The organism is Pseudomonas sp. NY15364 (assembly GCF_048068235.1).
GTDB classification, from domain to species: domain Bacteria; phylum Pseudomonadota; class Gammaproteobacteria; order Pseudomonadales; family Pseudomonadaceae; genus Aquipseudomonas; species Aquipseudomonas mendocina_D.
In genome coordinates this window covers 142,974-166,176 of record NZ_JBLUPX010000001.1, presented here as the reverse complement: position 1 = coordinate 166,176, position 23,203 = coordinate 142,974, and the positions used below count along the sequence as shown (strand labels likewise).

19 protein-coding genes and 1 pseudogene are annotated in these 23,203 nt (G+C 55.7%); 5 read left to right on the top strand and 15 right to left on the bottom strand.

Translation table 11 applies throughout. The annotated features are described in order from the left end of the window. Window positions 1-317 precede the first annotated feature (317 nt). The 6 genes from ACNFCJ_RS00790 to ACNFCJ_RS00765 form a co-directional block, all read right to left on the bottom strand. Window positions 318-1,787 carry an ATP-binding protein gene (locus tag ACNFCJ_RS00790; RefSeq protein ID WP_416769223.1) on the bottom strand — a complete coding sequence of 490 codons (1,470 nt, stop codon included), beginning with the start codon at window positions 1,785-1,787 and terminating at the stop codon, window positions 318-320. Next, entirely contained in the window at window positions 1,787-3,124 is a 1,338-nt protein-coding gene (locus ACNFCJ_RS00785; RefSeq protein WP_416769222.1) for a restriction endonuclease subunit S, read from the bottom strand. The genes ACNFCJ_RS00790 and ACNFCJ_RS00785 overlap by 1 nt, the downstream gene beginning before the upstream one ends. Next, the gene (locus ACNFCJ_RS00780; protein WP_416769220.1) at window positions 3,117-5,516 is read right to left on the bottom strand and encodes a type I restriction-modification system subunit M; all 2,400 of its coding nucleotides are present in this window, start codon (window positions 5,514-5,516) and stop codon (window positions 3,117-3,119) included. The genes ACNFCJ_RS00785 and ACNFCJ_RS00780 overlap by 8 nt, the downstream gene beginning before the upstream one ends. 169 nt (window positions 5,517-5,685) lie before the next feature. After that, window positions 5,686-5,970 carry a hypothetical protein gene (locus tag ACNFCJ_RS00775; RefSeq protein ID WP_416769218.1) on the bottom strand — a complete coding sequence of 95 codons (285 nt, stop codon included), beginning with the start codon at window positions 5,968-5,970 and terminating at the stop codon, window positions 5,686-5,688. Window positions 5,971-5,981: 11 nt separating this feature from the next. After that, on the bottom strand, window positions 5,982-7,142 hold the full coding sequence (locus ACNFCJ_RS00770; RefSeq protein ID WP_416769217.1) for an Arm DNA-binding domain-containing protein: 1,161 nt from the start codon (window positions 7,140-7,142) through the stop codon (window positions 5,982-5,984). Further along, a complete protein-coding gene (locus ACNFCJ_RS00765; RefSeq protein ID WP_003292744.1) occupies window positions 7,135-7,368 on the bottom strand; it encodes a hypothetical protein in 234 nt (77 codons plus the stop codon). The genes ACNFCJ_RS00770 and ACNFCJ_RS00765 overlap by 8 nt, the downstream gene beginning before the upstream one ends. A 147-nt stretch (window positions 7,369-7,515) precedes the next feature. Between ACNFCJ_RS00765 and ACNFCJ_RS00760 the strand changes: the two genes are divergently transcribed. Beyond that, on the top strand, window positions 7,516-7,728 hold the full coding sequence (locus ACNFCJ_RS00760; RefSeq protein WP_106735025.1) for a helix-turn-helix domain-containing protein: 213 nt from the start codon (window positions 7,516-7,518) through the stop codon (window positions 7,726-7,728). A 17-nt stretch (window positions 7,729-7,745) separates the two neighbouring features. Here the strand turns inward: ACNFCJ_RS00760 and ACNFCJ_RS00755 are convergent, their stop codons facing one another. The 3 genes from ACNFCJ_RS00755 to ACNFCJ_RS00745 form a co-directional block, all read right to left on the bottom strand. Beyond that, window positions 7,746-10,811, bottom strand: a complete 3,066-nt coding sequence (locus ACNFCJ_RS00755; protein WP_416769577.1) for a hypothetical protein — start codon at window positions 10,809-10,811, stop codon at window positions 7,746-7,748. A 68-nt stretch (window positions 10,812-10,879) separates the two neighbouring features. After that, a complete protein-coding gene (locus ACNFCJ_RS00750; protein WP_416769216.1) occupies window positions 10,880-13,327 on the bottom strand; it encodes a hypothetical protein in 2,448 nt (815 codons plus the stop codon). Continuing rightward, the gene (locus ACNFCJ_RS00745) at window positions 13,324-13,791 is read right to left on the bottom strand and encodes a hypothetical protein (protein WP_416769215.1); all 468 of its coding nucleotides are present in this window, start codon (window positions 13,789-13,791) and stop codon (window positions 13,324-13,326) included. The genes ACNFCJ_RS00750 and ACNFCJ_RS00745 overlap by 4 nt, the downstream gene beginning before the upstream one ends. Before the next feature lie 650 nt (window positions 13,792-14,441). Between ACNFCJ_RS00745 and ACNFCJ_RS00740 the strand changes: the two genes are divergently transcribed. Beyond that, window positions 14,442-14,999 (top strand): hypothetical protein, encoded by a 558-nt coding sequence (locus ACNFCJ_RS00740; RefSeq protein ID WP_416769214.1) that lies wholly within the window; start codon window positions 14,442-14,444, stop codon window positions 14,997-14,999. A 65-nt stretch (window positions 15,000-15,064) separates the two neighbouring features. Here ACNFCJ_RS00740 and ACNFCJ_RS00735 read toward each other — a convergent pair whose 3' ends face one another. The 4 genes from ACNFCJ_RS00735 to ACNFCJ_RS00720 form a co-directional block, all read right to left on the bottom strand. Next, entirely contained in the window at window positions 15,065-15,670 is a 606-nt protein-coding gene (locus tag ACNFCJ_RS00735) for a DUF6088 family protein (RefSeq protein ID WP_096219678.1), read from the bottom strand. Window positions 15,671-15,672: 2 nt separating this feature from the next. Further along, on the bottom strand, window positions 15,673-15,936 hold the full coding sequence (locus tag ACNFCJ_RS00730) for a BPSL0761 family protein (protein WP_023123778.1): 264 nt from the start codon (window positions 15,934-15,936) through the stop codon (window positions 15,673-15,675). A gap of 117 nt (window positions 15,937-16,053) precedes the next feature. Beyond that, window positions 16,054-16,236, bottom strand: a complete 183-nt coding sequence (locus ACNFCJ_RS00725; RefSeq protein ID WP_023123777.1) for a hypothetical protein — start codon at window positions 16,234-16,236, stop codon at window positions 16,054-16,056. A 295-nt stretch (window positions 16,237-16,531) separates the two neighbouring features. Beyond that, the gene (locus ACNFCJ_RS00720; protein WP_416769212.1) at window positions 16,532-17,350 is read right to left on the bottom strand and encodes a hypothetical protein; all 819 of its coding nucleotides are present in this window, start codon (window positions 17,348-17,350) and stop codon (window positions 16,532-16,534) included. Between the two features lie 595 nt (window positions 17,351-17,945). On the opposite strand from ACNFCJ_RS00720, the gene ACNFCJ_RS00715 reads away from it, so the two are divergent. Further along, window positions 17,946-18,161 (top strand): helix-turn-helix domain-containing protein, encoded by a 216-nt coding sequence (locus tag ACNFCJ_RS00715; RefSeq protein ID WP_416769211.1) that lies wholly within the window; start codon window positions 17,946-17,948, stop codon window positions 18,159-18,161. 124 nt (window positions 18,162-18,285) lie between these two features. On the opposite strand, the gene ACNFCJ_RS00710 is transcribed toward ACNFCJ_RS00715, so the two are convergent. Then, window positions 18,286-19,476 (bottom strand): Wadjet anti-phage system protein JetD domain-containing protein, encoded by a 1,191-nt coding sequence (locus ACNFCJ_RS00710; RefSeq protein WP_416769209.1) that lies wholly within the window; start codon window positions 19,474-19,476, stop codon window positions 18,286-18,288. Then, window positions 19,427-21,715, bottom strand: a pseudogene (locus ACNFCJ_RS00705) (ATP-binding protein); the annotation flags it as partial. The pseudogene ACNFCJ_RS00705 and the gene ACNFCJ_RS00710, both read right to left, overlap by 50 nt. Window positions 21,716-21,748: 33 nt before the next feature. Between ACNFCJ_RS00705 and ACNFCJ_RS00700 the strand changes: the two are divergent. Together ACNFCJ_RS00700 and ACNFCJ_RS00695 are read left to right on the top strand one after the other, a co-directional pair. Further along, window positions 21,749-22,063: a hypothetical protein gene (locus ACNFCJ_RS00700; RefSeq protein WP_416769207.1), complete on the top strand. Its 315-nt coding sequence runs from the start codon at window positions 21,749-21,751 to the stop codon at window positions 22,061-22,063. A gap of 419 nt (window positions 22,064-22,482) precedes the next feature. After that, complete coding sequence (locus ACNFCJ_RS00695) at window positions 22,483-23,181, top strand: FadR/GntR family transcriptional regulator (RefSeq protein WP_397498005.1); 699 nt, start codon at window positions 22,483-22,485, stop codon at window positions 23,179-23,181. The last annotated feature ends 22 nt before the right edge of the window (window positions 23,182-23,203 follow it).

The following is a 23,203-nucleotide window of genomic DNA, read 5'->3' as shown; positions in this document are numbered from 1 at the left end:
AGACATTCGTCGTCACCCACCTGAATCACCACTAACCTATTGATTTGCCTGACATCATCGCCATGAGCCGAGCGGGCTAACACGCTGCTGAATGTCTAACGGCTCGGCTTATTCGTCTAGCATGCGTTGTTCAGTCAAATGAGCATTAATTCCAACACCTTGAATCTACGGGTTTTTAGCAGCTTACCCGACGCCACTGGCCGTCTCAGTCAAATGGCCGGCAAATGAGCGGCGCGCCGGCAAGCGCCTGAAACGGGGCCTTTACCCTGATTGACCCGCGGCTAAGGGCGGGCCAGTCAAATGACCGTCAAATGAGATCAGGCCCAACTCGGTACATAGCGATAGGTCTTGCGATTGGCATTGGGGTCGTAGAGACGGATCAGCCCGGCCTCGATGGTCTGCTTGATGATTCGGCTGGCCATGGCGCTATTACCTTCCTCAATCTGGAAACGCTCGCGCAGCGAGGTGTTGTTCATCGGCTCGCGGTTTACGTATTTCAGACAGCAATGCTGGTAGCAGGCGCGCACGCGGTCTTCCTGCTCCATGTCCCGGTAGTCCTTGTGGGCGAACAGCACCACGCGGGTGTGCTCGTCGGTCTGCTCGAAGATCGGTGCCGGCAGCTGATACAGCTCGGTCTGGGCGATCACCTTGTCGATGCCGCTGCCGCGCTCTTCGCAGATGCCGATACGACGCATAAAAGAAGCCAGCACCTCGTTGCGGCTGCGCGGCGGGCTGTCGAGAAAACGCTGCGGGTCGACCAGCGGCACGCCGGGGTTAGTGATCTCCATGCGCCGCTCGAACAGCTCGATCATCGGCCCGGTGCCGCTCAGGTTGAAGTCCTGGTGGATGATGGCGTTGGCTACCAGCTCACGCAGGGCCAGTTCCGGGTACATCGGCACGTCCTGGCGGAAGGCCTTGCCGATCTCCTCGTTGGCCGGCAGCAGGGTTTTCAGGGTGTCGATCAGCCCCTCGAAGCCCAGGGCATAACCCTTGTTGCCGGTGAGTTCGCGCAGGGTTTCCAGCTTGCCGTTGCCCTTGTAATGGATCAGGCGCACGGCCTTGCGCCCCAGGGCGGGGAAGTCCTGCAGGCGCTTGGCGAACAGAATCGCGCCCAGGTTGCTGATATGCCATTGCCCGCTGTCGCTGCGCTGGATCATACGGTCTGCCGCCAGCGCGGCGAGAATCGCCTCGCGCCCTTCCGGCAGGGGCTGGTGAGTCAGGTCGAAGTAGGCCGGGTAGTCGAGCAACTTGAGTACCTGATCGACACCGAGGTTCTGCGCGGCCAGTTGCTGTTCGAAGGGCACGCGGTCGAACACGCGCCAGAGCGCCCGCTCCTTTTCCGGAAACTCGCGCAGCTTCTTCTTGTAGGAACCGACGCGGATATATTCCACGCCATCGAACTGCACCGGGGTATGGCTGGCCGCCTGGACTTCCAGAATCACCACCGGCTGGCCGTCAGCGGCGGCAAACTCGAAAAAGCGAAAGTGAATCTTCGGTGCGGTTTTCTGCAGCAACCAGCTTTCCAGCTCCTGCTGTTTGTAACGGGTGGTCGAGGGCTTGAAGGCCGTGCCGGTCACCGCATGGCTGGCATTGTCGATACCCCAGACCAGGTAGCCATACTGCTTGCCGAGCAGGGCGGCGGCATTGGCCAGCGCCGAGATATATTCGCCAATCAGCGGCGCGTCATCGTTGCTCTGCTTGAACTCCACCCACTCGGTTTCCTGCGGCAGCGCGCACAGCTCCCGCAGCAGCGATTGCAGATAACTCAGGTCGCGCTCCACGCTCATCAGGCGAACTCCCGTTCCTGAATCTCGGCAGGCTCCACCACGCCTGGCACCTTGATCTTGCCGGTGACGGCGCTATTGATCAGGGTGGCTTTGTATTCTTTAAGTTTGGTGATTTGTTGTTCAAACACTGCGCAGGTGTTATCGAGTCGCTCCGAAGTCGAGTCTATGAATTTCAGGATTTCTAACTGCTCACCCAAAGGAGGAACAGCAACCTTTATATCTCCAAAGTTTTCAGTGTAGAGCCGCATAAACCCTGAAGAGCCAGTGCCTAATCCTTTTGAACCAAGGCGAAACTGAGTACCTAGCAAAGGAAGCTTAAACAGCCTGAGAAAAAAGGATGAATTGGCGCGCTCTTTAATATCAAAAACAGCGTAGTCAGGGCTCACCAAACCGAATCGAGAGGAAACACCAAATATCCCGATTGCCGCCCTCATACGATTCATAACCATCTGACCAGGACGAACCAGTTTGTAATCTACTAGGCTCTCATTGGAAATTGCCTTATCCGATACGTCGTCATGGGGCACAAGCCCAAGCTCCATTCTCAAGGACAGTAAAGTTTCTTCACCCGTTTTGGTTCGCTCATTGATTTCTTTGAAAAGATACTTAAGCCTAACTGTTTCCCAATGCGCCGGAATTTCGCCAATCCATTCGATACCGGAATCCCGCATAGGTGCATCAGGATCAAGGCCGCGGGTTACAGCCTGCTGGATCAGAATCTGCTTGCGCTCTTTAAGCAGTTCTATCTGGCGCTCCTTAATCTGGACTGCCAGGTCAATTTGCATTGTTCTGCCATCGAGAAAATCAGCTATCGCGACTTGCTCAGAGACAGGGGGCAGATAGACGACTGCGCGTTTGAGGTGCGCCCAGTAGAGATTGCGCTGAATGGTGCCAACTCCCTTGGAGCTGATTAAATACTGGCTAACCATCGAGCAATCTCTGAACAGATAGTTGGCAAATCGAAAATCTAACCTTTTATCTAGTTCAAATACTAAATATGCAGGACTGACGATTCCTCTGAATTTCGAGACGCCAACAGAACCTCGCCAAGCCTGCTGGTTATTCAGAACAAAATCGCCAACTTCTACAAGTTGATAGCTTGATAAATCTGCGCTTGTTGCATTTGTGCGCTTTTCATCGATGTCATCAAACTTAACAACACCCAACTCAAGATAGACAGATAGCAAGTCCTCATCTTTCTGATTGGCAATGGATTTGATTCTAGCTATTGCGCACAAGGGGAGCTGGATCCAGTTTTTAGGGACTGCTCCAAACCACTCCCATCCCGTTGATGGGGACTTTTGCTGCTTCAACGGTAGTGGAGACTGATCAGGCATGTTCAGCTCCTAGCAATTCATTAAGGGAAACACCCAAAATCTCCGCAATCAACCCCTCCGCCTGCTGTTCCAGCGCCACAATCTCCCGCGCTACCTCGTCCATACTGCGCAGCGGCTGGTGCTTATAGAAGTATTTGTTAAAGCTGATCTCGTAGCCGATCTTCACCGACTCCAGATTGATCCAGGCTTCTGCCACATGGGGCTGCACTTCGGCCTTGAAGAAGCGGTGGATGGCATCGGCCAGCGGGATGCTTTCGCTGTCGCGCAGGTCGCTGTTGGATTCGTAGGTAATAAATTCGCCAGCCTTACCGTTGGGGTAGTAACCAAAGTCGGGCAGGTCGGCCACGCTGCAAGCCAGCCTCTCAAGCAGGGCAGCCAACTCGGCGCGGTCGAATTTCTCCACCTTGCGGATGACCTTGGCGGCGTTTTCGTCGTACCAACTTACGGCGTTGAGCACCTGATTGCGCTCGCTGGCACCGAGCTTGATGCCGGCCTCCTTGCCCAGTTGCTTAAGCACCTTATCGACCATCTTGCTGAACAGATTGAAGTCGTCGTATTCCTCTTGGCCAATGGCCTGCATCAGGTAGTTGGCCACGGTGACCAGCAGCGACTGCTTGGCCCAGGTTTCCAGGCTCAGCAGCTTTTTACGCTGCTTGGCGTTGAGCTCCAGGCCCTGCTCTTCGCACCAGGCGAGAATGGCCTTCTCGTGCTGGGCTAGGGTTGCATCCTGATACACCGCCTCGCCCCACTGCTGGTAGACCCACTGCATGGGTTCGCGCAGGGCCTTGTCGAAGCGCAGGGTTTCGATGCGCTCGGCGCTGAACTGCGCCTTGCGCCGGTCCGGCCGTTCGATGCTGACCTTGTGGTAGCCGAAGTCGCGGTTATCGAACACCTGGGCGGCGATGCCGTCGCCACCGGCCGGGCGGTCGATGCTGGCGAGGTCGAGGTAGGTCTGGGTGATCAGCTCGATATGCTCGGGGGCGAATTCGCAGTTCTTGTTGCCAAGGTTTTTGCGCAGCTTGCGGTACAGCAGGCTGGCGTCGATCAGTTGCACCTTGCCGCGGCGCTGCGCCGGCTTGTTGCTGGAGAGCAGCCAGATATAGGTGGTGATACCGGTGTTGTAGAACAGGTTGTTGGGCAGCTGGATGATGGCGTCGAGCAGGTCGTTCTCGATCAGGTGGCGGCGGATATTGCTCTCGCCGCCGCCGGCGTCACCGGTAAACAGGCTGGAGCCGTTGTGCACCGAGGCAATGCGCGAGCCGAGGCCGCTTTCCCCAGGGGCCTTCATCTTGCTGACCATTTCCATCAGGAACAGCAGCTGGCCGTCGCTGGAGCGCGGGGTGGCGTCCTGCATCTCCAGGTTGCCCCAGTAGTCCGCGAGGCTGACCTTGAAGCGCGGGTCGATCACATCGCCGCCGTCTTTGATGAACTTCTGCTCGCTGGCCCAGCTTTTACCGTAGGGCGGGTTGGACAGCATAAAGTCGAAGCGGCTGCCGGCAAATTCGTCTACCGAGAGGGTGGAGCCGGGGCGGATGTGGGCGGGGTTGTTGCCCTTGATCATCATGTCCGACTTGCAGATGGCATAGGTCTCGTCGTTGATTTCCTTGCCGTACAGGTGGATATCGCGCTGGGTGGTCGGGTCCGGGTATTTCTCTTCAATAAAGTTTTGCGACTCGGTGAGCATGCCGCCGCTGCCGCAGGCCGGGTCATAGATGGTCATGACCGGGGGCAAGCGGTCTTTGATCGGGTCGAAGACCAGGTGGGTCATCAGTTCGATCACTTCGCGCGGGGTGAAGTGCTCACCGGCTTCCTCGTTGTTCTCCTCGTTGAACTTGCGGATCAGCTCTTCGAATACATAACCCATGCCCAGGTTGCTCAGGGCCGGCAGGCGGTTGCCTTGCGGGTCTTCGCTGTCGTGTGGGGTGAGGTTGATGGTGGGCGAGGTGAACTTTTCCAACACGTCGAGCAGCACGTCCTTGCTGGCCATATGGCGCATCTGCGCCTTGAGGTTGAAGCGGCGGATGATGTCTTTGACGTTATCGCTAAAGCCGTCGAGGTATTCCTCGACGTTGCTTAGGAGGATTTGCTGGTTATTGGTGGCCGTCTTTTGCAGCTGGCTGAGCGTCCACTTGCTGGTGTTATAGAACACATAGCCGGCGGCCGCGCGCAGGGCGTTGTCGTCCAGTTCGGTCTGGCTCATTTCGCGTTGCTGAAAGGTCAGCTCGTCCATCACCTTGGCCTTGCTCGGCTCCAGCAGGGCATCCAGGCGGCGCAGCACCACCATGGGCAGGATGACGTCGCGGTATTTGCCGCGCACATACACGTCGCGCAGGCAGTCGTCGGCAATCGACCAGATAAACGAAACCAGTTTGTTGTGGACCGCGTGGTTCAACTGCAAATACTCCCAAATCAACGCGCTGGCTGGCAGCGCTGCCAGGGTGGCTGTAGCGCCCCCAGTGCAAGCTAAGGATCGCATCTTAACCAATGCAGCCGCACTGGCGGTGCAATCGCTGTTTGTTTGGCAGCAAATACAGCAAAGGGGCCTTTCGGCCCCTTCGAACTCAGTTACCCAACAGGCTCTCAAGCTTCTCGATCAGGTAATCCAGCGGGCTACGCCCCTCCAGGCGTTTTTCGAAAACTTCGTTGCGGTGGTAGGCGACCCAGGTTTCGAGGGCATGCCGGTTATCCTTCTCGTAGCCAGAGCCCAGGATGCAAACAAGCTCAGTGCCATGGGGGTTCTCGAGGTAGTGACTCATGGCTGAAGCCAGATGCTTGAGGTACTTATGCTCGCGAGCCTCCATTGATGGATGCCGAGGAGTCACGTTGTCACGTTTGATCAGTTTCATGGTGGAACTCCTCAGGCCTTGAGATTGGCTTTAATCAGGTTGTCGAAGGCGCTGCCATCACGCCGGGTAAGGTTGGGGACATAGCGCGAATAGACACGGAACAGCATCTCGGTGGTGGTGTGTCCCATCTGCCTGGCGATCCACTCCGGGTTTTCACCAGCCGCCAGCCAGAGGGTCGCGGCTGTATGACGGGTTTGGTAGGGACGCCGCCGCCGCAACCCCAGGTGCCGCAGCAGGGGGTACCAAACCCGGTCGTTGATGTTGCGGTATGCGTGCGGCGTACCTTCGCGGGTGCAGAAGACGAACTGTCCGCTGCCGGTTTTCTCCCGCTGGCCGAGGAGCGCCTGGTAGACCGGCTCGGACATGTCGATTTCACGCTGTGAGCCGTCGTTCTTGGTGTAATCGAGCTTGCCGCCCACCCAGGTTTCACGGATCAGAATCTGCCGCCGCTGAAAGTCGACATACTTCCATTGCAGACCATCAACTTCGGCTGTGCGCATGCCTGTGAAAAAGCGCACGGTGTAGTAGTTGCGGAAGTCCTCACGCACTGTGCTGAGGATCTGCAGCACCTCATCCAAGGTGAAGGGTTCCACGTCTGTCTTGGGGACTTTCAGTGATTTGATGTTGAGATATGGCGAGGTAAACTCGAAGCGGTCAGCTGCCTCACTAAGGATCATGCGCAATGGCGTCATGATGTGGTTGATTCGCGTCGCTGTCAGACTCTGACCTTTCTGCCCGGGGACTTTGCCGAGTGCCGAGCGGAATGACAGAAGTTCTGCTTTGGTGATGGCGCTGACCTCTTTTTTGCCGAACTCAGGCAGCAAATGCTTATCGAGAGTAAGGCGTACGGTTTTGGCGTGCGTATCACGCCACTCGACCCTCATCTCCTCAAACCACAGTTCGGCAAAATCCCTGAACAGTGGTGTTTTCAGCAATGCACAGCCAGCCTGCAGCCGATTGATCTCTTGCACTTTGCTGCTTTGAGGGAAGTAAGTGGCGTAGTCGAAGCAGCCGAGGGTGATTTCCGCCTCTATGCGCTCAAGGATCTTCTCCAGTTTTTTCCGGTTAGCAGGCGTATCAGGCAGCGTGGTCTGCTCACGGCAGCGTTTGTCCAGATAAGTGAAGTCGAAGAACAACTTCTCGTTGTCAGCGCGGGCGCGAACCTTACCCATGGCAGATACCTCCGCCAGCCATCGGAACCAGCCCAGAAGCCCGCGAGAATTTTTGCATGTCTTCTTCGACGGCTTCCCAGATGAAAAGGATCTTGCGGCCGCCAAAGGGACGGAAGTAGTGAATCCCTTCGAGCAGGACTGAATCTTTCAAGCGATTACGGATGGTGCGCGCGTCGTACTTCATGCGCGTGGCCAGCTCTTCGGTAGTCAGGTATGTGTGAGACATGGATATGCCCTCTCTGCTAAATTGATCGACAGTGGATTCTTATGAGCTTGTGAGTGCTCATAATGACCTCCTACAGATCAATATAACGCTCATTTTGAGCGTTGCAAGGACAAAATGATCTTCTGTAGATCATTTTTGGGGGTTTAGATGGTCAAGTGCCATTTGTCTCGCTTACTGGGCGAGCGGAAACTGAAGATCAGTGAAGTGGTCAGGGACACGGGGATCAACCGCGGAACCCTTACACGGCTCTATCACGAGACCGCACAGAGGGTGGAGCTCAAGGATCTGGAAATAATCTGCCAGTACCTGAACTGCCAGGTGGGCGATTTGCTGGAACTGCAGGATGATCCGGAGGGCTGAAAGCCCTCCGGACTGGGTCAGGCGCGGAAATGCCAGTCAATGGAAGCCATCAACATCAGGTAGCGCAAGGCCGCGCCGGAGTGATGGTTCTCCTTAGCCTGATCCTTTAACTCAAGCTTCGCCCTTATACCCAAATGTAGATTCGCTACATCGTTGTTCTCAGGCGCGTGCTGAATGAACGGGCGGCGAGTGTTTCCGAGTTGTTGACGCCAGTAAGACTTGGTTGTCTTCGGCTTGTTGGTGTCGTAGACGATCAGCTCTATAGACCGAGCCGGAACACCTATAACACTGAGAAACCACAGATAGTCCTGAGCATGTTCCTCGTCACGGTCGCGCTGGAATCGCAGCGTGGTTTCCGTCTTCCAGCAGCGCTCAACAAAATCATCAATCACGCGTTGGGCGCGTTCACTGTCAGGGCCTTCGAGCAGCTCATACATGCGCTGTGCGTATTCGGTCACGGCCTCCCGTCCGCCATGTCTCGGAGGCGAGGGCAGCAGCGACAGACATGATGGGGCGTCTGTATGAAGTGCTGGTTGCAGCCTATGTTTCGGCCTTGGGTCGTTTGTTCCAGGACGCTGATGCATGCCGCGGATATAGCGTGCCCGCTCCAGCATCATTTCGCGCTCCTCAGCAGAAAACTCGACCCAGTCGAGATTGACCTCTCGACCTGTCTGTTCGGCATATGAGGCATAGGCGAGCATCGACTCGATTGCCTGAATTCGTCCGATCGCCCAGTTCTGCTCCACCTGTTGAGCCTGGCCTGGACACGCCTTCTTCCGAGTACGCTTGAGCTCTTTCAGTGGGGCTATACGACCGATGATGTCGAGTAGCACGCCGCACTCAACCGAAATGCTGTCAACGGGCTCAGCTTTTTTGGTGGGCTGGCTGACGCCGCCTATCTGGGCGACATTTGCGGCGTTGAATATCCAGTTCTGGGGATTCCATTGCCACATCATGGCCATGACCTGCGGCAGGCTATGGATGTAGTGCAGCAGCGTAGTTTTTGGGCTGCCATGACCAAGGATGGCACTGACGATATGGACGATTTTCCGGGTAGGTCCCTCCAGAGGCAACAATGCTTTACGCAACCTGAGGTCATCCCTGAGCCAGCGCGTGGTTAGGGGTAGGTTTCGAAAAATCAGCTCTGGTGAAAGCTCATTATTTGCTCCCATGAGCTTGAGCAGAAGCCACGTGGCACAGGAATGGCGCAGGTGATGGTAGTGCATGAACTCTGAGCCAGTGACTGCCCGCATGCAGTTATGCAAGGCCGGGAACAGGCAGCTTTCGCTGATCCACTGAGTTTTTAGCTGCGGGATGCAGAAAAGGAATTCCGAAGTTGGACTTTGTTGCTCCTCGGATTGCCGCTCCCGATACCAGTCGATCAGCATCTTTAGCTCATCCGGCTCCAGCAGCTCGCGCAGCGCCAAGCGTCGAACGGCATTCTGTGTTTTCAACCCGCGCTGTGCGTGGGGGCGAATAAGCAGATCGACGGGCAGTTCTAGCTCGGCTTGTTCATCACTCGAGAGCCTACGCATGTTCGGCTGGCGTGCCTGAATACGTGCTGCTTCCTTTGTCGAATATTCGGGTAAGTGAAAATCGCATAGGCGCAGCTTTAAAGCCTCGTTACGCCGTAATCCCAACCGAAACCCAAGTATCAATACCAGCCTCGCTGCTGTGACTAGGCGTGGTGTACGCAGCTCCAGCCCGCAGGTGCCAAGCGCCTGCAGAACCAATTGGTACTGATCCTCGCTGATAATCCGGGCGTCAACGCGGGTCACGCCTTTACCGATGCCTAGCAGTGAGTAAGGGCTGATAGGCGGGTAACTGTATCGGCGCTGCAGGAACGTGTGAAATTCGTGGATGGCTTTGGCCAGGGTGCGCCGTTTGCTATCTGTGGCCTGAGTATCCAGTGAGGATTCATACACGATTTCCAGCGCGTCAATTTCGAGCTCAAAAATACTTATGCCATCTAACTGCGACGCCAGTGCTGCGCCAAGAGCGCGTGTGTATCGATCTATGGTTTTGCGTCCGAGACCGTCACCATGGCCGTATGCTGACGCCCCACGCAGCATGTAGGCAACCCAGCTCTGTATTAGCCGGGGAAGCTCGCCCAGGGACTCTGCCAGCAATGGAGCTTCGATTGGCAGATCATCGCTAACCCGGGCGCGTATTTCTAGCAACCATGCGGGCGGGTCAGGGCTATCCTCAGGCTTATCCGAAACGGATTCATAGTCATATGTGCCCGGCGGATCCACTAGCTCTACTTGGTCGAAGATGTTGCCCCAGCATGACGGGCGCAGGGACTGAGCAACAAACTCTTGTCGGCAGGCAAAGTTCACCAGCATTTGTGGCAGACGTAATTGCATTTGCATCCGTAAAAGATCCAGCAATTCAGTCAGGCTCTGTGGCTGATCCTGTGCAGAAAATCCAGTCCTCCTCAGAAATGAGCCCACGCAGCGTATGTGCCCATTTCTACGCTTAAGTTTGTCGATGCTTTTATGAACATCATCCGCGCAGCGTATCAACAGCGCCAGCGTTGCCGGATCAGGGAACCACTGTCGAAACTCAGCGACGGCATTGCCTCGAATCGATAGAGGCAGACGTATTTCAGGAATTCCCGCCACCCACTCAATGCTGTCCAGAGATAAACCGAGCATGGCATTCAGCTGAGCCACATCCAGCAATCCGCCGCTGTAGGCTGCGCTCAGCAGCAGTAGACCGATACGCTCTTCTCTACTCAGCGCGTCTAGATCCATTTTCAGGCCCTGTTGCAGAGCTTGGACCAGTTGGCCGCTGCGTTGAATTCTCTCGGCGGTGTAGACGTCCGGATTGATTGGGTTCGCTGCCCGCTTGATGGCAATAGCAATTCGCGCTAACGGGAACCCTGGAATTTGATCTCTGATTCGTTGGGTGATGCTACGCAATACGTTACGCAGCGTGTGATTCGTGCCGAGCCACGCCTCAAATTCACGTACGTGCGCCTTCGAAATCCCGGATATGCCACTTTCACTCAGTAGCCATCTTCCGAACGCTGTGCCTGACTCCGCAGCCTTCGATTTCAGAAGTGCCCGCATCTCAGGCATCCATTCCGGCTCATGAAGCCGAGCCGACCATATGACACTGCTCTGCTGATCGTTTAGGCGGGGCAGGTTCATTCGGTCACCCACTGGCTGCTCAGGGCTGACCAGCCAAGTTCCCGCAGTAGCGGGGTAATCCATTCATCGAGAACATTGGCATATGCCGCTGGGCAGAACGACGAATAGGCGTCTTGCGGCTCTTCGCCCCTTAGCCAGTGCCCCATGAGCGCAGTCAGAGCCTCGGGAGGGCAGCCCCGCTCAGTGAGCTCCGTACGTAGGAACTTCCGGTAACTATTGACTCGATGGCCGGTATAACCGGCTACCTGCACCATCTGTTGAACAATTGTGTCCGGGGCAATTTCAGCACGACGTATTCCAGTCGGACTAATCCACAGGAAAAAACCTCGTGACCATCTATCGCGATCATCATCCCGTGACAGATAGCCGATCAATTGCCTACTGATAGATGCGCAGTGCTCGATGTAATTTGTTATTTGCCGCCTCAACATCGGAGGCATGCAAATCAGCCGACTCATATGACGATCATCGGCATCCTTGTCTGACAGCGCGCCCATACCCAACACAGAATCAAACTCGTCGATGAGCATCAGAGGGTTGCGGATCGCCCTACAGGCTGTAATCAGCGAAAACATCTGCACTGACCATAGGGTGTAACAGTTGTGCCAAGCGAGCATATCGCTGAGACGCCCCTTCGCTTTCTTCCGCAAAACCGCGGCCATTGCACTTACATTGTACGCAATGGTTTCGGGCAGCAGGCAGTGAGTTGCTCCCAGCCCGCCCTCTTGATCAGGATTGAGGCCGGCAGGTTCATACGCCAGACCAGCACATGCATAAACCTGCGTCAGCACTCGCACCAGTGAGGTCGTATAAATGTTGCGGAGGTGGTTGGCATCGAGCTGCAGATAATAGCGCGGGGTTTGCGCCGAGGGGATTTCAACGCCTGACAGCATGGATGCCGCTGCTACGTCCTGAGTGTCAGTGACTATTTGGTGAAACAAATAACTGCGCAGTTTGGTTCGCGTATAGCGTCGGTCGTCTTCACCCAATTCCAGCAGGAGTGCTTTGATCTCGGCGTCCAGCTGCTCAGTTTGATAAGTGAATACCTGGTTGGCAGAGTGAGGAAATGCCTTGAGCAGCTGCTTTACCAACTGGGCACTACCAGCGAGATCGGGCAATAGAATTCGCAGCAACGATAGTCGGACACCAGAAGAGGCCTGCCAACGATCGTCGCCAGCCAGGTCTGGGCGCCTGACGACCATACTGAACAGCGCCGAATCCCCTAGGATCAATGCCAGACCATCGGCGTCATCTGTTTCATCATCAACGACGGATAACTGGACGACCTGCGTCATCGACTGCCCCAGCCACAGGCTGATATGCAGAGCAACAATCGCCTCCATTCGGAGCTGGATCCGAGCTGGGTCTTTTGTGCAGGACAGTTCTTGCAGACACGAGTGGAATAGGTCGCTGGCGCCAAACAACAAATTCCGCAACTCCACCAAGGTGAGCTGGTTGTACGAAAATGGCAGGAACTGTCTGCTTCGTACTATATGCGCCTCAACATTTTGTTGGCCTAGGAGATCAGCAACATACGGACGCTCGCAACCATCATCATCGAGCACCCAAATCTCAGTTGATGGGCTGATCTCACCGGGTGCCAGATCACTATCAACGGTGTCTGTATGCCCCACTAGGATGTCGTAGTGACCAGGTAGCTGGTCAGGATCATCGGGATCACCCAGCACAAATCCCCGGGGATCCTCTGTTATGAAGTTGATCAGTTCTGGTCGACTCTGCTCCTTACGCTGGCCTCTATGTCCGCCTCCGCCGCCACCCACACGTGGCGACTCGCCGTTGCAGTAACGGACAAATCGGGCGATTGCAGCAAAACTCTCGGCATTCTCTGATCTCGACTTTCCAGGCAAAAATCCTCTACAGCTCACCACAAACTTCTCGGTGGTGTCCCAGACCTTTAACTCAGGTGGGATGAAGAAGTTTCGCTGTTCGCATAAGTTGCCGAGCACTTTGTAAACCTCGTAGCGCTGACTGATCAGGCGATCGGTGCCTGTTTTATGAGATGCAATGAGCAACTGCGCGAGCAGTCGCTCGTAGTCCTGAGCATTTTCGTAGTCTCTGAATATGTGCAGAAAAGAGGCATAGGGAAATCCAAAAATTTTTACACCGCGCTGGTGGACAGGATTCCTTGCCGACCTGTTGTTCCCCAGCCAAAACTGCTCGCCCAAAAGCACTCGGATGTTGGGTTGGCGGGATAGGGAGATAAGCCATTCGCAGGCCTCATGTAAAACGATGTCATCAGAGTTTTCTAGACCAATCGGCACACCAACACTGCATGTGCGGAGCACTCGTACGAGCTGATCAATCGCACGTGGCAGGTCAATTAGTTCGGGGTGAGAACCTAGCAAATTGAGAATTTCACTGACGATCCAGGGAGACTGTCCCTGTTCAGAGGCGAGCCTCAACAGGATTTCGCGCTTGCTCATTTCTCACCCTCAGAGCCCTTGAGCGGTTTTACCCCGACCAGCCGAGCTAGGTGGGCGTGACTTCGATATTCGTGAGGCCACTGCTCCTTTGCAGATCCGATGTTGGCGTATAAATCTCGTACCTGTTGCCGCGTAATCTGAGCCAGGGCAGGTGCAACCAAGCGCTCAATCAGCACGAGTTGGTAGGCAAACTGCTTGATTCGCCCCTTCGGCCACTCAATACAGCGCACTGGTGTTTCGGGATCCGTGTGCGCCTTGAGCCATCGATATAGCGTCGTCTGGCCGATACACAGTGCATCTGGGCCACAGATCACCAATGGGTAAACCTCATTGATCCGAGTGGCCAACGCCTTGGGTATCAGAGCTGGATCAGGAAGGCCTATCGGGGCCAGATCCAGCTCGCACTCGACACGAGAAAAATCGGGATGAATTCCGTGGATGTCGCCTAATTTGATCGTCAGCATGACGCCTCTCGCTAGTGTGGGAACTACTAGACAATGCGAGGCGTTAGTACCCTGTTTGAGGGGTGAATTGATGGACACGTGAGTTTGGGTTCGGCCGGATGGCGTGAAATACCCACTCTATGCCAATAGCCGCATCTACTGATTCCGCGCATGCGCGGAAAATTCTCATGTTCTGACCGGGAAACCACCCTGGCGCGATGGAAGCCTGAGCGACGAATTCAGCCAGGACGGGTTTCTTGACCAAACGGGGCATCAACCAGCCAACCAACCATCACCACCTTGCTCAAGCTGGCTAAACCCTTGGGCTACACGGCAGCAGAAATCATCGACGAGGTAGAGCAACTCGTTGCACACCATCCCTGAGCATCAATGCCCTTCGGCTGACCACACACCAACTGAAACGGACGGCTTGGTGGCCTATTTCCTGAGCCCTCTCTACCCCCGTCCACCCTTGAGAAATTCCGCGCATGCGCGGAATGTCCTCCGCCGTCCCGCAAGCAATTTCATTATTAGCGCTGTTTCCTTGGCAGGACTTGGAACCGAAAGCTATGTCAATGCGATCTGGTAATCAGGGGTATTTCAAGGGGCACTCTTAATACAAGGCCGTATGCAAATCGAGCGAGACCAGCCTCGGATTAGGAGCGAGCACAATGAGTGACTGGAAATCATACGCAGGGGAAATGAGCGATCGTGAAGTGGCCAGGCGTTTTGGTATCGGCGCCAGCACTGTTCGGCGCTTCCGCCATTCCAGCGACATTCCAAAGTTCTTCCCCGGAAGGGCCGAGCTTCCCGCGGCGCTGGTTACGCGACTGGCGATGGAAACCAATCATCGACTTGCGAAAGGATTCGGTGTTTCCATCAAACGTATCGAACAAGCCAGAGCAGAGCTTAAGATCCCAGAGCCAAAGACAATTCGAGAGCGCTTCAAGCCTCTCGAGGACATTTGGACCAGCGAGGCAATAGCACTGCTAGGAAGAATGCCGGACACAGAGGTTGCTGACCGGCTCGGCGTCAGCAATTTCCCGGTCAAGAAAAAGCGCAAGGAGCTTGGAATAAAGTCTTACAAACGACCGCTGCCAGAAATAACCCCCGAAATTGCATCGGAGTTCAGGCGCGTTTCTGATGCAGAGCTTGCGCGTCGGTTCAATGTGTCGGTGAGCTTTATACGCAGGGCGCGGATAAATATGGAGAAGGGCAGCCAGCAATAGATGCAGGTCCGACACTGATAGAGGGATAGGCAGCCAAACGGAGTGTCTGGCTGCTTCTTACCGGCTCATGTTGTCTCCAGCGCTGCGCGCATCCATTTCGGCATTCTGCAGGCCACTAATTTGCTCAGGTCTTCGGGGCTGAGAGCTTTTTTGATTACAGCAACATGTTCCGGAGTAGTACCACCTTTGCCGAGATAAAACAGTGCGCTGATGGCCACCCCCACCCTGGTCCCTGCATGCTGCATCAGCATTGGGGCGGCATGCACGAGCCTGATCTCGGCTTTCCCCACAAATAGAGATCGACTGGAGCCGCTCGTGTAATAGATCGGGATGACCGGCATCTGTGTACTCAGCCCGAAACGTCTCACGGCATCAGCGCCATGGATCTGCAGTTTCCAACGGTTCTGCCTGGCAATCAGATTCACCAAGTCCAAAGGCCCAGGACGACGAACCCGGCCGGTGTATTGGCTGTATTTCGGCCGCATGTAGATGCCACGGTACACACGCTCAAGCTCACCGCGACGAACCAGTTGGGCGACTGCCTTGGAGATGGCCGAGCTCGAACCAAGCTCTGCAAGACACCTGATGCTGAAAAGCCTCCCCTTGCGCAGATGCTTCAGCCTCTGCGCGACGAGGTGAGACACCGGCAGTTCAAAATCTGGGAGGGACATCGCTAGCGAGTCGACTCCAGCGACGAGCAGAGCAGCGGCTGGTGGAAGGCGATCACCCGCCGTCGGTATTCATCTTCAAGCGCTTCGTTTACCAGACATTCCTCAAGGCGCCCCAGCGAGAAAATCTGGTCGGCAGATGGATAGTGCCTGAGCAGGCTTTTCGCATAGCTGCGGATATCCTGCGGTAGCCCCGAATGATGGGAGAGCTCACGCAGGAACTCCTCTGTTTTGACGATGGCGCGTGTTCTTTCATAAGGAAGAGTCAATCTCGTTATCTCCTGGTCATGAACTCAAAGTCCCGGATAGCTGGCTCACCATCGTCCACCATACAGCGCGTAGTTCAGCGCTGCGGCCATTGGGAGTCCCATACGGCCCAATCCTGATCAGCACCTGCGATCATGATCGCGCTCCGTCTCGGCCTCCTGTTGTTCCATCCACTTGGCCAGGCCCCACATCGTGGTTCCCAGCGCCAGCAGGAGCCAAAGAAACCATTGCGGAATTTGATATTGGGCGCTTAGCAAGAGGCCAGCACCACCGCAAAGCATCACCACGAAAAACCATCTCATCAGCGTGCGCTCCCGATTACTTAAGAGACACGGTAACTCGATGTTCCGCTGCGCTAACGCAGATGCCGCAAATTTCGTCAGCTCCCAGATTGGGAAATGAGGATGAAAAATTTATGGATTTCCGACGCAGCCGTCCTACTGCCGTAAAATCTGGCCTGGCCACTTGGGAATAGCGTGAGCATGGCTGAATGACGCGTCCTTGCTCCGCTGCTCGTAGTGGAGGGGACAGCGATGAGCACCCACAATGTTCATCGCCACTACGGGTCACCAACGTACAGGGGAGCCCCAGGAGGGACTATGGATTGCCAGCCATCTGTCTAGCGTAATGGCGATCGCTGAGGTCTTTCTTGGGGTCAGCTTTGACCCAGCGCTCAGATCTATTGCAGTTCGTGCAGGTCAGTATCTGCTTATCTGGGCTGAGGCTGTATAGGAGAGTCTCGGAGCCGACTTTCACCTTCAATCCAACATCTGAGACCTCAAACCCTGGTACTTCTTGCCCGATACGGTCCATGGATTCAAATCGAAACGACCAGCGTTTAATATGGCTCTTGCGCCAGATAGTCATGATGATCAGGGGATCTTGTTTCGATGTCCTTTGATAAACCCAATCCCCTTCATATGGACCTAGTTTGGTTGCTTCTTCGTCTCGCTTGGCCTGCTCATAAATTTGCTCCTGCATCTTGAGCAGTTCGGCATTTAATGCTTCTTCATCCTTAAGTGCTTGGTCTTTCAGCATCCGCTCTACGTCATAGGGCCCTTGAGGGTCATATTTCCAAACCGCTGCGTCATTGATGCCAAGCACCTTGCAGTTGAGACAATCGACACTTTGTTCATCTACATTTCGCGTGAGGGCCAAGCGCTCGGAACTATTAACATCGTCAAGGAGAAGCTTTTTATCTTTTACTGAAACTTTCATTTTGACCAGCGGCTTGATGCGACCGTCTCTCACATCCTCTCCAAATATCTCGGCCTCATCACCGTGAACGTTGAGAACCATTGCCCTCTCGCCACCAGGTATTTTATAACGATATGCACCTGTGAAATCCTCGCTGCCGCAACCAGCAAGAATGGAGCTAGCAAGAGCTAATGAAATGAACCTAGAGAAGTTCCGCATAAAATCCTTTACGGTAAATCGCATAATAAATGACGTACGACTAGACTGACGACCGTGAAAAAGCTAATCAGCCGCACTGCCCTGCTATTAATCGAATCTTAATACTGTAGTCCATATGGCGTTCAGTTTCATGTAGATCCTTTGGCTTGAAGTCTCGCCGAGAAAAATTAACGATCTCCGAATCAGAGAACCCATACTCCTGCATTCTTTCCAACGTGCACGAACAGAGTGCAGGTGAGGATCCGTGCGCCTTGGAAGCAGCCTCGCATCTTTTAACAAGTTGCTGGACTCCAGTTTCGCCAGCGAAGGCTCCTGACTGCAAAAGCAGTGCAAATGACACGAAAGCAGCTATGCCAATAGTCCTCATATACTTTTAACATCCTTCTATTTAACTGCTTACTTATCGGCAATTAATCGTTTGCACTGAATTACAGCCGATGACGAAGACGGCATGTAGGAAGGCAGCCCTGCAATTCGCTGGGGCGACGCCATGCCATGAGGTCACGTTTTACCAAATTCACAATATACTGTGAAGACCAGAGATGACGCCGCCCAGATAGTCCTCCCTTTTGGGGAGTCATCTGTGGAAGTCGGATTGGCGTTCGGAAAGGTCCTGCGCAGACGGCGTGTCGAAGCAGGATTCACCCAGGAGCAATTGGCCCATGAGGCGGAATTGCAGCGTAACTACGTCAGCCTGATGGAACGGGGCATCAACCAGCCAACGATCACCACCCTGATCAAGCTAGCTAACCCCCTGGGCTGCACCGCAGCTGAGATCGTCTACGAGGTGGAAAGACTCGTTGCAGACTAACGCTGAAAACCGGCCGCCTAAAGCGATCAACGTTGGAAATGTCAGAGAAGGCATATCTGAAGACTGTGGTTTAAGGGTAGGCGGTCTCAGGATTACAGGGCTATTGAGCCCACCGCCAGCCGCTCTATACAGGGATCTTTCGAGCCCACTGCTCGATAGCGCGCTCAACTTGTTTCTTTGGCAGGTACTCCTGCTCAAGACGTCCTCGTTCTTGCACCAGCAGATACCGATAGAAGTCCGCTTCGTCAGCCAGCAAACCAGGTGGGGCCGACTCCTGAGCTTTGGTCGGCTCGACGACTGCGCTCACCGGTGAGTGCTGTTCAAACAGCTCTTGCTCCATCAATAGTGCTTCGACTGCTGGTTGATGGAGCCTCGCTCGCCCAAGCATCAGCAGGCCCCAGGTATCCATGTCGCCCCAGTATGCGATCTGTTTCCCGGTCAGTTGCGCAGACGCCAACCACTGCAAATCGAGTCCTGAGCCCAGCACAGCCAGGGTGTCCGGTAATTTCTCAGGCAGCAAGTGAATGCATTGCTCATTTTCCACCACGAGCAATCGCGAACCGGGAAGTGGGGTTTCGGCCAGTTCCGCAGTGGTGAGTCTGAGCCGCTTGAAGGGCAACAGCTCAGGCTGAAGGGGAACGACCAGAACCCAGTGGCTGCTTTCTTCAAAGGCATCCAGAAAAGTCGTCAGGCCTTGCTCGGACGCCGCGCCTTCGAAACGCTCGTCGAGGAGCCGGGTCAGCAAGCTGGCGTTACGCTCGAAAAATTTGGTGTCTACGCCGTGCTCGGCAAGCAGGCGCAGTGGACGGCCTCGGGCACAGCCTGGCGACAAGCGGGTGGCGAGTTGCGCCGTGGCGACGACTTCTTCAGACGGCTTCGTCAACCACAGGCTGCGTTGAGCCACGAGCAGCGCATGAAAGGCACTGTCTACCTGCTCGACCAGATATTCGAGTTGAGCGTACTCCCGGCTGACCGTTGGATCATTGGCCGCGGCAATCCATTCGGAGGGACTACGCAAGTGCCAGCGCATCGGCAAGGAAATTGGGGCCAGCCCAGCTCGATAGCTGACTGACTCCCAGTCGACCTTCCCCACTTTCACGCTCCGCCAGTTCTCCACATGCTGGAGCACCGCATGGATGTTTTCAGCGAAGACTCGTGCCGAAGGCTTACCGATGTTGAAGCATTGCGGCCAGCTGCCGGGATTGAGCAAGCGCTCCAACCGAACACTGGAGCGATGCCATTGCCTGGCCAAGCTGCGACCGATGTCAGTGGGCGACTTCATGCATGGCCTTGATGCGCTGTTGATGATGCTCATCCAAAGCTTCCCAGCTCAGAGAAACCAAACTGGATTCCACGCCGCGCCGGTGAACGACGACGGCCGAACGCGTATGGTGGCGCAGCAGGCGCATTTCTTTGTTGGGCGTGATGAAAACAGCGTGCAGGCCGAATTCCCTCAGCGCCGCGATGATACGACCGGCAACCGCATGGGAGCTGCGCGAGAACGCCTCGTCGAGCACGATGGTGCCGAACAACGGCCGGCTGCTGCCATCGGGACAGAGCGCATAGCTCAGGGAAGCGGTCAGTACATAGGAGGCGATGATTTCCTTCTCTCCACCGCTGCCGCCCTGAGAACCTGTCCGGGTTTCGATGAGATTATTGCCTTCCCGATCGATCACCGATACCGCGAACTCCAGGCGGAAGCGTGGATCCAGAAGCGCCTTGGCGCCCTGATTCCTGCTGTGTTCGCAGGCATCCTTGAGCAGGCCAACGAGCGCCTGCAATGCCTTGTAATGGCTCTCGCCTTCATCATCGATGAAGCGCGCCGAGTTCAGTTGGCGCTGAGCCTGTTGCAAGGTGCGCAGGCTTTCATGGATGACCTTTTTCGCCACCAGGCGCAGATAGCGTCCGGGCTGAAAGTCGACACGCTGCATCGTACTGTTCAGGTCATCCAGGCGCTCCTCGATCATCGAGACCTCATGGTCGATATAGCTGAGCAGCTGGGTGACGCCGTCATCCGAGGAGCGATTGAGGTATTCCAGGAAGCGCTTGAGTTTCTCAGGCAGGGCTTCCTCGGTCAGCACACGGAGACGCTCCAGATACCTGGGTACATCCACCAGTTCTCGCCCGACCTCGGCAAGCGCCCCGGTGTCTACCTTCAGGGCGTCGGACATACGTTTGGCAAGCTCTGTTTTCTGGTCGCCCAGTTTCTCGCTGAGCGTTTTGAGCTGCCCTTGAAGCTCACGCGTATGCTTGCGTTCCAGCTCGACAATATCGTCGAGGTCATCTGCCGTCAGGGTCGGGAAATGCATTTGCGCCAGTTCACGCTGCGTGTCGCTCAGCCCCTTCTCGGCACCGTGATAGGCCCTACGGGTAGCGGATGCGGCCTGATCAAACTGAGTTTTCAACTGAACGCACTGCTTGATCCGTTGTTGCAGCTGTTGATCCAGCGACTCCTGCAGGTCCTCAGCTTCATCCAGCTCGGCCTTGATCATGGCAAGGTCAGAATCGGGGCGCGTCAAGGTGTCCATCTGAGCACGCAGTGACGCCAGCTGGCGCTCGGCGCCCGGCCGATCAATCTCCTCGAACTGCAGTTCTTCGACGCGTTGCAGCAGCGAAGCTTGACTCTCCAACTGACCGACATCGCCCTGGGCAGCATCCAGGGCCAGTTTGGCGGGCACGAGCTGTTCATTGACCTCGCGAATCTGCTCAGTCAGGAAGGCCAGACGATCGCGGTTGTCGAAGCCGGTCAGCCAGTCTTCATCCAGGCGCTTCTGATCCTGCTTGTCGAAGAAGCGTTCTTTGCCCGACATCAGCCCCTGAGCTGTCATGGCGTAAGGGGTATGACGCAATTGCTCCGGGCTTTCGACGCAGTGGCGGTCATTATCCGCCAGTAGAGCCTTCACAGCTTCTCGGTACGGATGCTCCTTGAAGGTCAGTTTGCGGGTAAAACCATCGTCGAAGAACACAGGGCGCGACGACGGCTCCTTGACCTCCAACAAGCGCACATGCAAGCGGTTGTGCCGTTGGTTCACCCAACGCAGTGCGGCCTGGGATGAACTCTGCGGCACTAGGATACGCAGCCGGTGGCTACCGATTGCCCGTTCGATGGCACCCCGCCAGGCCAGCTCCTCGGGCTTGACCTGCACCAGCTCGGCAACGAAAGGCAGGGCCGACTCATCGACACCAAGCGCCTGTGCCAGATCGCTTCGAAAAGCATGAAAATTCCCGGGCAGGTTCGAGCCTGGCCGCCTCTCAACCTCAGCACGCTCCTGCTGTAAGCTCTGCAGGCAGCCATTGAGCTCTTGCTGGACGAGACCTGCGTCGAACGCTTTCTGGCGCGCGCCTGTAGTTTGCTGGGCCAGTATTTCCAGGCGTGCCGCGATCTGCTGCTGATTTTCTTCGAGCGCAGCGGCCGATAACTCATCCGCGAGTCCAAGCCCCTTGGCCAAGCGTTGGTATTGCTCGGCTTTCAGGCGCCGTTTATCAAACTCCCGAACCCAATCCGCGATGCGCGCGCGCAATAGATCTATCTCTGCACCGCCTAGTGACCCATAACCTGCATGCGCTGCGCCGGCGCTGAGGTGGCCATGTACGCCCTGGTCGATTGCAATAACTTCTATGTCAGCTGCGAACGCCTCTTTCGGCCCGAGCTACACGGCCTGCCGGTCGTGGTGCTCAGCAACAACGATGGCTGTGTGGTGAGCCGCAGCAATGAAGCCAAAGCGCTGGGCATCAAGATGGGCGAACCATTCTTCCAGGTGCGCCATCACGTCCTGGAGAACGGGCTGGAGGTGTGCAGCTCGAACTACGCGCTGTACGACAACCTATCGGCCCGCGTGATGCGCCTGCTGCGCGGTATGGCTCCGCTGCCACGCGGTGCCGGGCAACCTGCTCCGCCTTGACGGTTTTCGGGCAGCTGTCTGCCGCCTATGGCGGCAAGCTCTCAAGCGGCGCAGCCAGCGTAACCGACTCCAGTGGTCACGCTTTGGTCGTCTCGCAGACATCTACATACCGAAGCCCAGAACTGCACATCCCTATCCGGAGGAACGCTTCGCGTCACGAACCTGAGGCAGGAGCCGTATGCGGTAGTTCCGCACGTACGGATCTGTGCGGGGGGTGGCAGGTAACTGCCATCCCTACCGCGACCTCCGAATGGACTTGCGCGAGACTAGTTCATGGCAGGTCATCACTGGTGGTCCGCTCACGAGCTGAAATCTATTAGAGAAACGGTATGGCGGGAGAAATGCAGAAAGGCGAATGGCACTTGCGGTTTCTGGTTCACAATGCAATCATATTTGTCTGACAATCAGACGATGATTCTATGATCCAACTTGTCCGCCCAGATTCCCTTGTAGATCGCGTAGTGGCTGCTATCCGCGCCGAAATTAGCTCGGGCCGCTTGTCAGCAGACTCAAGACTCCCCACTGAGCATCAGCTTTCTGAACAGCTGAATGTTAGTCGATCGGTTGTGCGAGAGGCAGTTTCCCAGTTAAAGGCGGACGGCATTCTTGTGAGCCAGCGAGGGAACGGCTCTTTCATCTCGAGAACCCCGACCGGTACTGTGTTTCGCTTGCCTGGCACATCAAGGGGGGCAACTGACCTGGCCCAATTGTTCGAAATGCGATTGTGGATCGAAATTCAGGCAGCAAGCGTTGCCGCGGCTCGTCGGAACGCGGGTGATCTATTGAAGATGCGCAACGCGCTTGAGGTGATGCAAGAGCACCCTAACGACTTTACCAAGTCGTCTGCGGCTGATGTCGACTTTCACCAAGCCATAGTCGCCGCTTGTAAAAACGATTATTTCATGGCTTTCCATGATTTCTTAGGCGGGCAGCTTGCTCAGGGTAGGCTTATAGCATGGCAAAACTCCGCGCGGCTTCCGGGTGGCGCGCGCCCTGCCAGCAATGAACACACAATGATGTATCAAGCGATTGAGGCGGGGGACTCCCAGGCCGCTGCAGATTGCGCGCGCGCGCATTTAGAGTCTGCTGCCTTGCGGTTCGGGATCAAGCTGGGATAAGCCAAGCGCAGGCGCGCCAAGC